This is a genomic window from Rhizobium sp. ERR 942, from assembly GCF_007828395.1.
Classification (GTDB): Bacteria; Pseudomonadota; Alphaproteobacteria; order Rhizobiales; family Rhizobiaceae; genus Rhizobium; species Rhizobium dioscoreae.
The window spans coordinates 391,522-405,309 of the sequence record NZ_VIUA01000006.1 but is presented as its reverse complement, the minus strand read 5'-3'; the positions used below and the strand labels follow the sequence as shown (position 1 = coordinate 405,309).

Genomic DNA, 13,788 nt, shown 5'->3' with positions numbered 1-13,788 from the left:
GGCACAGGAGAAACTCGTGACCGATACCGTCAAACTTCTAAGCCTTGCCGTCGCAACGCCCGACAACATTATCCTCCAGACCGACGCTGCCGAGACGGCGGGCCGTCTGTTCTCGGACCGCTTTCAGGACTTCAAATATCTCGCGCGCGTGTTCGAGAGCACCGGCATTCGCAAGCGTCATGTGGCGCGGCCCCTTTCCTGGTTCGAAGAGCCGCATGGCTGGCAGGACCGCATGGCTGCCTATACGGAGGTGGCCTCGGAGCTTTTTCGCCGTTCCGCAACAGCAGCGCTACAGCGGGCCGGTCTCGAAGCCAGAGAGGTCAACTGCATCGTCACGGCTTCGTCCACAGGGCTTGCGACGCCGAGCCTCGAGGCACGGCTTGCGAGCGAGATGGGCTTCCGCCTGGATATCGAGCGCGTGCCGATCTTCGGGCTCGGCTGTGCTGCCGGCGTATCCGGCCTTGCCGTTGCGACGAAGATGGCAAGAAGCCGGCCGGGCGCCGTCGTGCTCTTCGTCGCGATCGAGCTCTGCTCGCTCGCCTTCCGCCTAGACGAACTGACACGGCCCAACATTATAGCCACCGCGCTGTTCGGCGATGGAGCAGCAGCCTGTGTGCTGCGAGCCGGCGAAGGCGGCATTGCGGAAATCGAAGCGACAGGCGAACATCTTTTCCCCGACAGCCTCGGCATCATGGGCTGGAAGATCGACGATACCGGTTTTGGCATCATCCTCGAACAATCACTGCCGGTCTTCGCCGAAACGCATCTGAGGCGCGCGGTTGCCGGGATTCTGGAGCGATCCAGGCTTTTGATCTCCGATGTCGACCGCTTCATTTGCCATCCCGGCGGTGCCAAGGTGCTGTCGGCCCTCGAGAAGTCGCTTGGCCTTGAAGAAGGTTCGCTCGATATCGAGCGCGAGGTGATCGGCGACTATGGCAACATGTCCTCTCCCACCGTGCTGTTCGTGCTGGAGCGGGTGATTGCGGCCGGATTGCCGGAGCGTTCCGCCCTACTCGCCATGGGGCCGGGATTTTCGGCAAGCTGCATTACCCTGAGGAGGGTTGCGTGATGCTGTGGCCATCGATCGCGCTTCTGACCTTCGTGACGCTGCAGCGGCTGGCAGAGCTCGTCTATGCCAGGCACAATACCGCGGCGCTCCTTGCCCGCGGCGCTCGGGAACATGCGCCGGAGCATTATCCCTTCATGGTGGCGATGCATACGGCATGGCTGATAGGATTGTGGTTGCTCGCCATCGGCCGGTCGGTCGATCCCGCCTGGTTTGTGCTCTTCATGGTGCTGCAGGGACTGCGTCTCTGGGTGCTGGTGACACTCAAGGATCGTTGGACAACACGCATCATCATCCTGCCCCACGCGCCGCTGGTGACCAAAGGACCCTATCGCTTCCTCAGCCATCCGAACTATGCCGTTGTCGTCGGCGAGATCGCCGTCTTGCCGCTCGCTTTCGGCATGCCGCTTTATGCCGCGATCTTTTCTCTGCTCAACGGCATCATTCTTGCTATCCGCATCCGCGCCGAAAACGCCTGCCTGCGACAGACTGCAAGCTGATCCGCATTTTTCAATTGCGCCACTGAAATTTGGCAGGCATTTTCGATGCTTAGAGCGCGATCAGACAATGCGGAACGACCGGGCGGCAATGCAATGAGCATGCGGATAGCAGGGTGAGATGACAAAGGACGCAATCGTTCTCGGTGCTGGTATCGTCGGGGTTTCGACGGCAATCCATCTGCAGCGGCGGGGACGGCAAGTCGTCCTCGTCGATCGGCAGCCACCGGGCCGTGGGACCTCGTTCGGCAATGCCGGCCTTATCCAGCGCGAGGGCGTGGTGCCTTATGGCTTCCCCCAGCAGTTCGGCCTGCTGCTGCGCTATGCCTTCAATAATCGCATCGACGCGCATTACCATCTGCGCGCTCTGCCGGCGCAGATCGCCTTCCTCGCACGCTATTGGTGGAACTCCAATACCAAGCGCCACGAGATGATCTCGCGCGCCTATGCGCCGCTCATCGAACATTCCGTCAGCGAACACAACGATCTCATCCAAGCCTCGCATGCCGAGGAGCTCATTCGCAAGAACGGCTGGGTGGAACTGTTCCGCTCGAACGAAAAGCGCGACGCGGAATTTGCCGAGGCCGAGCGTCTCAACCGTGAATTCGGCATCGGCTACGACGCATTGAGCAGCGCGGAGATCGCGACCATAGAGCCGCATCTGAGAGGTAGCTTTGCCGGAGCACTTCGCTGGCGCGATCCTTGGTCGGTGCTCGATCCGCACGGTTTGACAGCGGCTTATCGGCGATATTTCGAAAGTATTGGCGGCCGTGTTACGACCGGCGATGCCGTCTCGCTCGGCATGGCAGGTTCGGCCTGGAGAATGGTGACGGCCGAGGGATCGATCGAGGCGGAGGATGTTGTCGTCGCACTCGGCCCCTGGGCTGATATCGTCACGAAACGCTTCGGCTATGCTTTCCCGCTCGGCGTTAAGCGCGGCTACCACATGCATTACGCCGCCGAGGGCAATGCCATCCTCAACAACTGGATGCTGGATGCCGAGCGTGGCTATCTGCTGGCGCCGATGAGCCGGGGCATCCGGCTGACGACCGGCGCCGAATTCGCCCTGCGCGATGCACCGAAGACCCCGGTGCAGCTCGATCGCGCGGAGGCCGTCGCCCGCACCGCCTTCCCGCTCGGCGAACGGCTCGATCCGGAACCCTGGATGGGTGCGCGGCCCTGCACGCCCGACATGATGCCGATCATCGGCAAGGCACCGCGCCACAACGGCCTATGGTTCGCCTTCGGCCATGCCCATCATGGATTGACGCTCGGGCCGGTGACCGGCCGCGTGCTTGCCGAGCTCATCACCGGCGAGACGCCGTTCATCGATATTTCGGCTTATGCTCCTAGCCGGTTTGCGCCCTGAGCCTTGGCTTAGAGCGGTTCAGCTTTTCACGGAATCTCCGAACCGCTCTATCTCTTTGGTTGCACGCAATTCCGGACGGAAAACCGCTACCCACTTTTCCTGGAATTGCTTTAGAGGATTGCCCGAAGGCTTTTGACAGAGGCATCGACGATCTCCCCGATCGTGGCGTCGATGTCGACGGTGACGACGCCGGGCTCGCCGGTCGGCACTTCCAAAGTCTGCAGCTGGCTTTCGAGCAGTGACGCCGGCATGAAATGCCCCTTGCGCTCGCCCATGCGCTTCGTCAGCAGCTCCTTCGAGCCTTCGAGATAGATGAAATAGAGATGGCCGCCGGCAGACGCCCGCAGGCGTTCGCGATAGACACGCTTCAGCGCCGAGCAGGTAACGACAACTCCCTCGTTTTTCGCAAGGCTTGCCGATATTTCCTGACCGATCTTTTCGAGCCAGGGCCAACGATCCTCGTCCGTCAGGGGGATGCCCTTGCTCATCTTCTCGACATTGGCGGCCGGATGCAGCGCGTCGCCTTCGATAAAATGGATGCCAAGCTTGGCCGCGACACCCTCACCGATTGAGGATTTGCCACTGCCGCTCACACCCATGACGATGATGGCAAGGGGAACGTCTTGATTATCGCGCATAAGGCCTGTCCGGAATGATTGACTTGAACGGGGCACGACCGGTCTCGCCAGCCGTGCCCGACTCACAACTTGGATCAATCCAGCGGAAAGAAACAGGAAAATTTATGCGTTCCCTCGCCCGCGAGTTCCGGTTCGACCTGCCGGCACTTGTCCTGGGCACGCCAGCAGCGCGGATTGAAGTGGCAGCCCTTCGGCGGATTGAGCGGCGACGGCAATTCGCCCTGAAGGCGGATGCGGTTCTTTTCGCGATCCGGATCGGCGATCGGCGTCGCCGACAGAAGGGCGGCAGTATAGGGATGGCGCGGCCGGGTGAAGACCTCTTCCGCCGTGCCGGTTTCCACCGGGCGTCCGAGATACATAACCATCACGTCGTCTGCGATGTGACGGACGACGGAAAGGCCATGCGAGATAAAGAGGTAGGCAAGGCCCATCTCTTTCTGCAGGTCCATCAGCAAGTTCAGGACCTGCGCCTGAATCGACAGATCGAGTGCGGACACCGGCTCATCGAGCACCAGCACCTTCGGCCGCAGCATCAGGGCGCGTGCGATGGCGATGCGCTGGCGTTGGCCGCCCGAGAACATATGCGGATAACGATCGTAGTGCTCCGGGCGCAGACCGACGCGCGCCATCATCTCCTCCACCTTGCGGCGGCGGGTCGCGGCATCATCATCCGTGTTGATCTTCAGTGGCTCTTCCAGGATGGAGCCGACCTTCTGACGCGGGTTCAGCGAGCCATAGGGGTTCTGGAACACGATCTGCACGGCGCTGCGCAGGCTGCGGTCGCCGAGCCTGGCGGGCTTGCCGTCGATCAGCAATTCGCCGGCCGTCGGATTTTCGATCATCGTCACCAGGCGAGCGAGCGTCGACTTACCGCAGCCGGATTCGCCGACGACAGCGAGCGTGCGGCCCGACTGCAGGCTGAAGCTGACACCGTTCAGCGCCTTGACGGTCGCTTCCGGTTTGAAGGTGCCGCGCTTGACGGTGTAGAAACGGGCGAGATCGCGCCCTTCGAGAACAGCGCCGGTCATGCGGCACCTCCTGCTTTTTGCGTGGCGGCAATCCCGGGGTGGCCGAGCGGCTTGCCATGTTGCAGCGGATAATTGCATAGGGCTACGCCCAGTTCAGGCCCCTGACGCTTGACGCCCTTGTCGCATTCCGGCGTTGCAAAGGAGCAGCGCGGCGCAAAGAGACAGCCCCTGGGACGATCGTGCTGGCCGGGAACGACGCCGGCGATCGACGGCAGACGCTCGCCGACTTCGGCACGTTCCGGCAGAGCCGAAAGAAGGGCTGCCGTATAGGGATGATGCGGATCGCGGAACAGTTCCTTGACCGGCTGCTCCTCGACCTTCTGGCCGGCATATTGCACCTGGACGCGCTCCGCCGTTTCGGCGACGACGCCCATGTCATGGGTAATGAGCACGAGCGCCATGCCCTGCTCCCGCTGCAGGCGCACGAGCAGGTCGAGGATCTGCGCCTGGATCGTCACGTCGAGCGCGGTCGTGGGCTCATCGGCGATCAGAAGCTTCGGATTGCAGGCGAGCGCCATGGCGATCATGACGCGCTGGCTCATGCCACCAGACATCTGATGCGGAAAGTTCGACAGACGATCCTCGGGAGCTGGAATGCCGACGAGATTCAGCAGTTCGATCGAACGCTGGCGGCGCGCTTTACGGTCGAGGCCCATGTGGATGCGCAGTGTCTCGCCGAGCTGGAAGCCGACCGTGAAGCACGGATTGAGGCTCGACATGGGTTCCTGGAAGATCATTGCCATGTCCTTGCCGATGATCTTACGGCGCTGGCGCGAGGAGATGCCGCGCAGATCCTTGCCATCGAACATCATGCGGTCGGCGGTGATCTTCGCCGTCCAGGGCAGAAGGCCCATCATGGCCAGCATGGAGACGGATTTGCCGGAACCGGATTCGCCGACGATCGAGAGGATTTCTCCCTTGTCGCAGGTGAGCGAAACGCCATCGACCGCCCGGAACAGGCCGGACGAAGTCTGGAATTCAACGGATAGGTTTTCAATATCGAGGAGTGCCATTACGACCTCTTCAGCTTCGGGTCGAACGCATCGCGCAGGCCGTCGCCCATCAGGTTGATGGCGAGAACGGTAATCAGGATACAGAGACCGGGGAAAGTAACGAGCCAAGGGTTGCTCTGGAAGAATTCGCGCGAGTCGGCGAGCATCGTGCCCCATTCCGGCGTCGGCGGCTGGGCGCCTTGACCGAGAAAGCCGAGGGCTGCGGCATCGAGAATGGCGGCCGAAAAGGCAAGCGTCGCCTGCACGATCAGCGGACCGAGGCAATTCGGCAGGATCGTCTTGAACATCAGCCGCAGAGGACCGGCGCCGGCAACACGCGAGGCGATGACATATTCCTTGTCGCGCTCTGCCATGACGGAAGCGCGGGTCAGACGAACGAAATGCGGCTGGTTGACGATGGAGATCGCGATCATCGCATTGGTCAGGCCCGGTCCGAGGATTGCCACCAGCACCAGGGCAAGCAGCAATGACGGGATGGCAAGAATGATGTCCATGATGCGCATTATGATCGTATCGATGCGGCCACGGGCGTAGCCGGCGACAAGGCCGATCAAGATGCCGGCGATCGCCGAAAGCGAGGCAACGACGAGGCCGATAAACAGCGAGAAGCGCGTGCCGTAGATGAGGCGCGACAGGAGATCGCGACCATTGGCATCGGTGCCGAGCAGGAAACTGCTGTTGCTGCCCTCCGCCCAAGCTGGCGGCAGGCGCTGCATGTCGCTGCCGTAAGCGGCATCGGGATTGTGAGGCGCCACGACGCCGGCAAAGATTGCCAGACACAGGACGAAGAGGAAGATCGCAAGGCCGATGACGGCGCCTTTGTTGCGAGAGAAATAATACCAGAACTCCGCAAGAGCGGAAGGACGGTCGGATTTGACACTAACCGTTTTGACGCTAACCGTGCTCATGGGGCCGCTCCTAGTGACGAATGCGTGGGTTGACGAAGCCGTAGAGCAGGTCGACAGCAAGATTGACGAGCATGACGATGCCAGCGATCAGCAACAGGCCACCCTGCACCACCGGATAGTCGCGCTTGAAGACGGCGTCGATCATCCATTTGCCGATACCGGGCCAGGAGAAGATGCTTTCCGTCAGGATGGCGCCGCCAAGCAGCACGCCGACCTGCAGGCCGATCGTAGTGACGACGGGGATCATCGCATTTCGCAACGCATGCACGGAAACGACGCGCAGTGGCGACAGGCCCTTGGAGCGCGCCGTGCGCACATAATCCTCGCCCAGCACTTCCAGCATGGCGGAGCGCGTCTGGCGCGCAATGACGGCGAGCGGAATGGTGCCGAGCACGATGGTCGGCAGGATCAGCGAATTCAAAGCGGACCAGAAGGCGCCCTTCTGACCGGAGAGGAGGCTGTCTATCAGCATGAAGCCGGTGATCGGCTTGAAGAAATAGATGAGGCCGATGCGGCCGGAAACCGGCGTCCAGTGCAGATAGCCGTTGAAGACGATGATCAGCAGCAGGCCCCACCAGAAGATCGGCATGGAATAGCCGACAAGAGCCACACCCATGACGCTTTGATCGAACCATGTGCCGCGCTTGACGGCGGCGAAAACGCCGGCCGGAATGCCAAGACAGATCGCAAGGATCATGGCGCAGATCGACAATTCGAGCGTTGCCGGGAAGAAAGTCAGGAAGTCGGTCAGCACATCGCGCTTGGTGGTGATCGAGGTACCGAGGTCGCCATGCAGGGCGTTCCAGATATATCGGCCGTACTGTACCACCATCGGCTGGTCGTAGCCGAGATCGTGGGAGATTTGCGCATGACGTTCCGGCGACATGACGCGTTCGCCCGACAGCAGCATGACGGGATCGCCGGGAAGCAGGCGGATGAAGGAGAAGGCGACGATCGATACGCCGAGAAATGTCGGGATCAGCACCGCTAGCCGGCTGAGAAGAAATCGCAACATGGCAGATGTCCAAATTTTTCCGGCGGTCAGACAGGGTGTCTGACCGCCGGGTCGCCCGGTCTTAGCCGGGCATTCTCACAGATTTTTCGTTATTCGGCGATATCGACGCCATCGAAGCGGTGAACGCCGACCGGATCCTGGAAGTAGCCGGACACATTCTTCGTCATCGGGATGAACTCTTCCGAATGGTCGATGGTCATCCAGGGAGCCTCGCGCTTGAAGACGACCTGAGCCTGTTCGTAGAGCTTGGTGCGCTCCTTGACGTCGGCTGTCTGCTTGGCCTTCTTCACGAGATCGTCGAATTCCTTGTTGCACCACTGCGCGCGGTTGTTGCCGCCGACGGCATCGCAGCCGAGAAGCGTGTCAAGGAAGTTGTCCGGATCGCCGTTGTCACCCGTCCAACCGAGGATGGCCGCACCGTCGCGGTCCTTGGCGGAAGAGAGCTTCAGGTACTGAGCCCAGTCATAGGTGACGATCTCGACCTTGACGCCGATCTTGGCCAGGTCTGCCTGCATGAGTTCGGCAGCGCGGCGGGCGTTCAGCATGTACGGACGCGAAACCGGCATTGCCCAGATCTTCATGCTCAAATCCTTGACGCCAGCCTTTTCAAGCAGCTTCTTGGCTTCGTCCGGATTGTAGGCGTCGTCCTTCACGTCCTTGTTGTAGGACCACATGGTCGGCGGGATCGGGTTGGTCGCAACCTTGCCGGAACCCTGGAAGACGGCATCAACGATGGCCTGCTTGTTGACGGCCATGTTGATCGCCTTGCGAACTTCGACCTTGTCGAACGGCGCAACGAGCGTGTTGTAGGCGAGGTAGGAAACGTTCAGGCCGGCCTGTTCGAGAACCTTGAGGTTCTTGTCAGCCTTCAGATCCTTGATGTCGGCGGCGTTCGGGTAAGGCATGAGGTTGCATTCGCCGGACTTCAGCTTCTGCGCGCGGACGGATGCATCCGGCGTAATCGCGAAGACGAGATCGTCGATCTTCTCCTTGCCCTTGAAGTAGGTTTCGTTCGCCTTGTAGCGGATGACGGCATCCGGCTGGTAGGCGACGAAGGTGAACGCGCCGGTGCCGAGCGGCTGCTGGTTCATCTGCTCCATCTTCTTGTCGGCCTGCAGCTTGTCTGCATATTCCTTCGACAGGATCGAGGCGAAGTCCATGGCGAGGTCGGCGAGGAACGGAGCTTCCGGACGGTTCAGAACGAACTTGACGGTGAGGTCATCGACCTTGTCGATCGACTTGATGAGCTTGGGGAAGCCCATGCCGTCGGCATATTCATAGGAACCGCCGGCAACATACTTGGCCCACGGATTGTCCGTACCGAGCTGACGGCCGATCGAGAAGATGACGTCGTCGGCATTGAGGTCACGCGTCGGCGTGAAGAAATCGGTCGTCTGGAACTTCACGCCCTTGCGAAGCTTGAAGGTGTATTCCTTGCCGTCGGGGGAAACGGTCCAGCTTTCGGCGAGGCCGGGTTCGATCTCGGTGCTGCCGTGCTTGAATTCGACAAGACGGCTATAAACCGTGCGCGAGGAAGCATCAAATGTGGTGCCGGCGGTATAGATGCCGGGATCGAAACCTTCCGGCGAACCTTCCGAGCAATAGACAAGCGTTTTCGACCAGGCGGACGTCGCCATGACCGAAGCCAAGGCTGTCACTGCCAGCAGGACAGAAATCTTTTTCATGATATCGTTTCCCAGATTTGTTATTCTTTTGAAGCCGTGGACACCACCAGAGGTTCCCATCCGGATCGCGCCGATGGAACTTTATTTTAAGTTTGAAAGCAACAAGCGCCGCCTAAAATTTTTCCAATTTCTAGAGTTTGGAAATTTTTGGACGAAAAAACCTCTGAATTGGTAATTTTCTGGCAAAAGATTACACGCTTTTAGTTGATTCAGAATGATTTGCCGTTTTCCTCTTTCCATCCGCCAACGGCCTATTGCCCGGATAGGAGGCAATACAAACGAAAATCCGCAGCTACCGGCGGTAACTGCGGACCAAAACATGACCGAACTTCGGATAACCGATTAGGCGGCCGGGGCCGCGACCACCGGCTTCTTCGCAATCGCCTTGTGATCTTTGTCGGTGAGGCCGAGCAGGAAGTTGATCTGCGGGCGGGCCTTGACGAGGTCGTCGATGGAATATTCGGTCAGAACGTCGAAGAAAGCATTGAGCGCCTTGCGCAACGCCGAGTTGAGGCCGCAGCTATCGACTAGCGGGCATTCCACCACCCCATCCTCGAAGCACTCCGCCATGGCGAAACTGTCCTCGGTGACGCGGACGACGTCAAACAGGCTGATATCGGTCGCCGGCTTCGCAAGCCGCACACCGCCATTGCGGCCACGCACAGTTTCAACGAGACCTGCCTTGGTCAGCGGCTGCAGGATCTTGAAGAGGAACAGCTCGGACACGCTGTATGCCTTGGCGATCTCCGGGATGCGGCTGAGATGGCCTTCATTGGCGGCGCAATACATCAGCATTCGCACGGCGTAATTGGTCTGCTTGGTCAAGCGCATGCCGATCTCCTGGAATCAAGGCTGCTTAGGGGCTGACCCCGTATATAGTGGCTTTCTTAGTTTTGAACAATTCCAAAATATGAAATTCATATTCAGCTTATTTAGAAAGCCTGCCGTCCAGCCCCTGCCGATCTCCAATCGGCGATGTCCCGAAGCTCATGGCACGGAAATCCAGACCGCCATTTCGCAGCCGCCCGGCTCGCGGAAATGAAACCGACGGCCGCCCGGAAAATCGAAAGCGGGACGGGTGATGACGCCGCCGGCAAATTCGACGGCGCGCTGTGCGGCCTCCAGATCGGTGGTGCGCACGACGGGCAAAGGCGTGCCGGCCGCCTCCCCCGCATCTCCGTCAATGCCGGCATCTATTCCGGCCGCCTCGATGACATGGTAGGTCGGCCCATAGCTGACAAAGCTCCAGTCGAAGGCTTCTTCGAAAAAGCGGCGGGTCTTCAGGCCGTCTTTTGACGGAAATTCGAGATAGTCGATCTGATAGGTTATGGCCATCGCTCGGCCCTCCCGTTGTTCTTGTTTTGTTCTAGATGAAAACAGCGGCCCTGACAAGATGACTCCATCGAAAGCAAACGCAATAAAAAAGCCGCCGCCCGAAAATACCGGACGACGGCTGACGAGCCGGTGATTGCGATGCTTACTTCATCGTCGGCATCACGAATTCCGCACCGTCCTTGATACCCGACGGCCAGCGGGCAGTGATCGTCTTGGTGCGCGTCCAGAACTTGATCGAATCCGTGCCGTGCTGGTTGAGATCGCCGAAGCTCGATGCCTTCCAGCCACCGAAGGAGTGGTAAGCGAGCGGAACCGGGATCGGAACGTTGACGCCGATCATGCCGATATTGATGCGCGAGGCGAAGTCGCGGGCCGCATCGCCGTCACGGGTGTAGATGGCGACGCCGTTGCCGTATTCGTGCTTCATCGGCAGATCGAGCGCTTCTTCGTAGTTCTTGGCGCGAACGACCGAGAGAACCGGTCCGAAGATCTCGGTCTTGTAGATATCCATGTCCGGCTTGACGTGATCGAACAGCGTGCCGCCGACGAAATAGCCGTCCTCATAGCCCTGCAGCTTGAAGCCGCGACCGTCGACGACCAGCTTGGCACCTTCCTCGACGCCGCGGTCAATCAGGCCATTGACGCGGTTATAGGCATCCTTGGTGACGAGCGGGCCCATGTCGGCCTTGTCATCGGTATAGGGGCCGATGCGCAGGGATTCGATCTTCGGCACAAGCTTCTCGACGAGACGGTTAGCGGTCTCTTCGCCGACCGGAACTGCGACAGATACCGCCATGCAGCGCTCGCCGGCCGAGCCGTAACCGGCGCCCATCAGGGCGTTGACGGCCTGGTCCATATCCGCGTCGGGCATGATGATCATGTGGTTCTTGGCGCCGCCGAAGCACTGGGCGCGCTTGCCGTTCATCGCGGCCGTGCCATAGACGTAGCGGGCGATCGGCGTGGAGCCGACGAAGGAAACGGCAGCGATGTCCGGATCGGTCAGGATGGCGTCGACGGCGGCCTTGTCGCCATTGACGACGTTAAGGATGCCGGCAGGCAGGCCGGCTTCGATCATCAACTCGGCCAACCGAAGCGGCACGGAGGGATCGCGCTCGGACGGCTTCAGGATGAAGGCATTGCCGCAGGCGATTGCCGGGGCGAACATCCACATCGGGATCATGGCCGGGAAGTTGAACGGCGTGATGCCGGCGCCAACGCCGACAGGCTGGCGGATGGAATACATGTCGATCGCCGGGCCGGCGCCTTCGGTAAACTCACCCTTCTGCAGATGCGGAATGCCGCAGACGAATTCGCAGACTTCGAGGCCGCGGACGATATCGCCCTTGGAATCCTCGACCGTCTTGCCGTGCTCCTTGGAAAGAAGCGTCGCCAGCTCATTCATGTTCTGGTTCAAAAGCTCGACGAATTTGAAGAAGACGCGGGCGCGGCGCTGCGGGTTGGTCGCGGCCCATTTCGGCTGAGCGGCCTTGGCATTTTCGACGGCTGCGCGCAGTTCCTCGACGCTGGCGAGCGCGACGGTTGCCTGCACTTCGCCGGTTGCCGGATTGTAGACGTTGCTCGCGCGTCCGCTCGTACCGGCGACGTGCTTGCCGCCGATGAAATGACCGATCTCACGCATGGATGTGCCTCCTCGTTTTCTTGGATGCTGACAGGATGGCACTTCAATTTGCACAAATCAATGAGCTGCTATAAGCAACCGTTGTGCAAAAATTGAAGTCCTTCTTGTGCAAGAGAGGGTATGTAAATGGATTGGGATGATGTCCGCATGTTTCTGGCCGTGGCACGCACGGGCCAGATCCTGGCCGCTTCGAAACGGCTGGGCGTCAACCACGCCACCCTCTCCCGTCGCGTGACGACGCTGGAAGAGCGCTTGAAGACACGGTTGCTCGTGCGCCGCACCAATGGCTGTGATCTGACCGCCGAAGGCGAGATCTTCCTGCATGCGGCGGAGCGCATGGAAACGGAGATGCTGCGCGCGCAGGCGAGCGTCGGCCACCTCGACAGCGCGATCACCGGGACGGTGCGCATCGGCGCGCCTGATGGCTTCGGCGTTTCCTTCCTCGCGCCGCGGCTCGGGCGGCTGATCGCCCGTTATCCGGAACTGCGCATCCAGCTCGTGCCCGTTCCTCGCTCCTTCTCGCTATCGCAGCGCGAGGCCGATATCGCGATTACACTTGAGCGTCCCGAACAAGGTCGCCTGGTCTCATCGAAGCTGACGGATTACACGCTCGGGCTCTATGCCTCCAAAGCCTATCTGGAGCAGGCCGGATTGCCCGACAGCGTCGAGGCGCTGAAGCTGCATCCGCGCGTCGGCTATGTTGAAGACCTGATCTTTACGGCTTCGCTCAATTTTTCTGGCGAGATCATGCGCAGTTGGGATGCCTCCTTCGAGATTTCCACCGCCATCGGCCAGACCGAAGCGGTGCGCTCCGGCGCCGGCATCGGCATCCTGCATGATTACATCGCCAGGCAGTTTCCAGAGCTGACGCGCATCCTGCCCGATCTCTCCATTAAGCGTGCCTATTGGACGACCTATCATGAAAGTGCCCGCGACCTGGTGCGTGTGCGCACCGTCGCGGACTTCCTGCAGGAGCTTGTCAGCGAGGAGCGGCGGATCTTCCTGTAAAATGATGCCGATGGACGCGCTTCCTGCTCGCAGGCAGAGGTCACGGCATCAAGCTACACCACCATGACGGCGCATGCGGCGGCTGAGTTTCCGCATGCTTCGGCGGCTCCTCATTCTCATCCGGATTGGGAACGGGAACCTCATCCGGCAGCCTGTCCGGATCCGGCTCCTCGACAGGCGGCTTCGGTGTCCAGCCGGGTTCGGGCATCGGAGGCGTCTCGGGGATCGGCTCGTTCGGTACAGACATGTCCGCTCCTTTCGTCTCGTTGCCGATATGGACACAACGACCAGCAATGCGGACGGTTCCAAGATATTTCGGCACGCGGCCCGCATTTGTGGCGTGGGCGGGTCCGGCACTCCTCCCCGTTCGTCCCTCGCCGCTGGACAAAGGCCGGACGAAGCCTAGTATTTTAGACAGAGATCAGGGAGCCAGGACGATGAGCGACAAGAAGCAGCAGAAACTGGACGAGAAAAAGCACAAGGAACAGGACGATTATCTGGAGGAAGCGCTGGAAGAGACTTTTCCGGCAAGCGATCCGATATCGCCAGGTCACGTGTCCAAGAAGCCTGAAGACAAGAAATAATCC

General features: G+C 60.4%; 15 protein-coding genes. 5 read left to right on the top strand and 10 right to left on the bottom strand.

Annotated features, from left to right (window positions below; genetic code table 11):
• Nucleotides 1-16: 16 nt before the first annotated feature.
• The 3 genes from FBZ97_RS25250 to FBZ97_RS25240 all read left to right on the top strand — a co-directional run bounded on the left by FBZ97_RS25250 (nt 17) and on the right by FBZ97_RS25240 (nt 2,932).
• Complete coding sequence (locus FBZ97_RS25250) at nt 17-1,069, top strand: type III polyketide synthase (RefSeq protein ID WP_145322547.1); 1,053 nt, start codon at nt 17-19, stop codon at nt 1,067-1,069.
• Nucleotides 1,069-1,566, top strand: a complete 498-nt coding sequence (locus tag FBZ97_RS25245) for an isoprenylcysteine carboxylmethyltransferase family protein (protein WP_145322545.1) — start codon at nt 1,069-1,071, stop codon at nt 1,564-1,566. The genes FBZ97_RS25250 and FBZ97_RS25245 overlap by 1 nt, the downstream gene beginning before the upstream one ends.
• 118 nt (nt 1,567-1,684) lie before the next feature.
• The gene (locus FBZ97_RS25240) at nt 1,685-2,932 is read left to right on the top strand and encodes an FAD-binding oxidoreductase (protein ID WP_145322543.1); all 1,248 of its coding nucleotides are present in this window, start codon (nt 1,685-1,687) and stop codon (nt 2,930-2,932) included.
• A gap of 110 nt (nt 2,933-3,042) precedes the next feature.
• On the opposite strand, the gene FBZ97_RS25235 is transcribed toward FBZ97_RS25240, so the two are convergent.
• The 9 genes from FBZ97_RS25235 to FBZ97_RS25195 all read right to left on the bottom strand — a co-directional run bounded on the left by FBZ97_RS25235 (nt 3,043) and on the right by FBZ97_RS25195 (nt 12,193).
• On the bottom strand, nt 3,043-3,570 hold the full coding sequence (locus tag FBZ97_RS25235; protein WP_145322541.1) for a gluconokinase: 528 nt from the start codon (nt 3,568-3,570) through the stop codon (nt 3,043-3,045).
• 74 nt (nt 3,571-3,644) lie between these two features.
• The gene (locus tag FBZ97_RS25230; protein WP_145322539.1) at nt 3,645-4,598 is read right to left on the bottom strand and encodes a peptide ABC transporter ATP-binding protein; all 954 of its coding nucleotides are present in this window, start codon (nt 4,596-4,598) and stop codon (nt 3,645-3,647) included.
• On the bottom strand, nt 4,595-5,611 hold the full coding sequence (locus FBZ97_RS25225; RefSeq protein WP_113330108.1) for an ABC transporter ATP-binding protein: 1,017 nt from the start codon (nt 5,609-5,611) through the stop codon (nt 4,595-4,597). The genes FBZ97_RS25230 and FBZ97_RS25225 overlap by 4 nt, the downstream gene beginning before the upstream one ends.
• Nucleotides 5,611-6,519 carry an ABC transporter permease subunit gene (locus tag FBZ97_RS25220; protein WP_145322537.1) on the bottom strand — a complete coding sequence of 303 codons (909 nt, stop codon included), beginning with the start codon at nt 6,517-6,519 and terminating at the stop codon, nt 5,611-5,613. The genes FBZ97_RS25225 and FBZ97_RS25220 overlap by 1 nt, the downstream gene beginning before the upstream one ends.
• Nucleotides 6,520-6,529: 10 nt before the next feature.
• A complete protein-coding gene (locus FBZ97_RS25215; protein ID WP_113353798.1) occupies nt 6,530-7,534 on the bottom strand; it encodes an ABC transporter permease subunit in 1,005 nt (334 codons plus the stop codon).
• A gap of 89 nt (nt 7,535-7,623) precedes the next feature.
• Nucleotides 7,624-9,219, bottom strand: a complete 1,596-nt coding sequence (locus tag FBZ97_RS25210) for an ABC transporter substrate-binding protein (RefSeq protein ID WP_113330106.1) — start codon at nt 9,217-9,219, stop codon at nt 7,624-7,626.
• Nucleotides 9,220-9,561: 342 nt separating this feature from the next.
• Nucleotides 9,562-10,050 carry an iron-responsive transcriptional regulator RirA gene (gene rirA, locus FBZ97_RS25205; protein WP_113330105.1) on the bottom strand — a complete coding sequence of 163 codons (489 nt, stop codon included), beginning with the start codon at nt 10,048-10,050 and terminating at the stop codon, nt 9,562-9,564.
• 156 nt (nt 10,051-10,206) lie between these two features.
• The gene (locus FBZ97_RS25200) at nt 10,207-10,554 is read right to left on the bottom strand and encodes a VOC family protein (RefSeq protein ID WP_113330104.1); all 348 of its coding nucleotides are present in this window, start codon (nt 10,552-10,554) and stop codon (nt 10,207-10,209) included.
• 142 nt (nt 10,555-10,696) lie between these two features.
• Nucleotides 10,697-12,193, bottom strand: a complete 1,497-nt coding sequence (locus FBZ97_RS25195; RefSeq protein ID WP_145322535.1) for a CoA-acylating methylmalonate-semialdehyde dehydrogenase — start codon at nt 12,191-12,193, stop codon at nt 10,697-10,699.
• Between the two features lie 126 nt (nt 12,194-12,319).
• On the opposite strand from FBZ97_RS25195, the gene FBZ97_RS25190 reads away from it, so the two are divergent.
• Nucleotides 12,320-13,201: a LysR family transcriptional regulator gene (locus tag FBZ97_RS25190; protein WP_069612336.1), complete on the top strand. Its 882-nt coding sequence runs from the start codon at nt 12,320-12,322 to the stop codon at nt 13,199-13,201.
• 40 nt (nt 13,202-13,241) lie between these two features.
• Here the strand turns inward: FBZ97_RS25190 and FBZ97_RS25185 are convergent, their stop codons facing one another.
• On the bottom strand, nt 13,242-13,448 hold the full coding sequence (locus tag FBZ97_RS25185; protein ID WP_145322533.1) for a hypothetical protein: 207 nt from the start codon (nt 13,446-13,448) through the stop codon (nt 13,242-13,244).
• A 190-nt stretch (nt 13,449-13,638) separates the two neighbouring features.
• Here FBZ97_RS25185 and FBZ97_RS34530 point away from each other — a divergent pair, with 190 nt between their 5' ends.
• Nucleotides 13,639-13,785 carry a hypothetical protein gene (locus tag FBZ97_RS34530; RefSeq protein WP_167078186.1) on the top strand — a complete coding sequence of 49 codons (147 nt, stop codon included), beginning with the start codon at nt 13,639-13,641 and terminating at the stop codon, nt 13,783-13,785.
• Nucleotides 13,786-13,788 lie beyond the last annotated feature (3 nt).